1 protein-coding gene is annotated in these 261 nt (G+C 73.6%); it reads left to right on the top strand.

All coding sequences use genetic code 11. The annotated features are described in order from the left end of the window. Positions 1–261, top strand: a 261-nt coding sequence (locus tag ACQG3P_RS20175; RefSeq protein WP_426806037.1) for a GspMb/PilO family protein, incomplete at both ends; no start/stop codon positions are given.

Here is a 261-nt window from a genome sequence, read left to right as displayed (position 1 = left end):
AAAGGGCGGCGGTGCTGCACACCCGGGAAACCGGCCGCCCGCGCCTGGTCGTGAATAACCTCAACCGGCTGGCGCAGCGCTTCCAGGCCTCGCCCAACGAGACCGGCACCGGACTGGACGTGTCCTTCGAACTGGTTGGCGACCTGCGCCCGGGTGCAGGCAGCGATGCGGCCGCCGCGCCGGTCGAGCCTGAACCCGAACCCGCGCCGGGAGGGCTGGAACCGGTCGGCTCGGCGATGGCCGCCCCGACCGACCCCGGCA

Origin of the sequence: Stenotrophomonas sp. SrG (genome assembly GCF_050031795.1) — a bacterium.
Classification (GTDB): Bacteria; Pseudomonadota; Gammaproteobacteria; order Xanthomonadales; family Xanthomonadaceae; genus Stenotrophomonas; species Stenotrophomonas rhizophila_A.
This window is presented reverse-complemented; position numbering and strand designations above follow the sequence as displayed.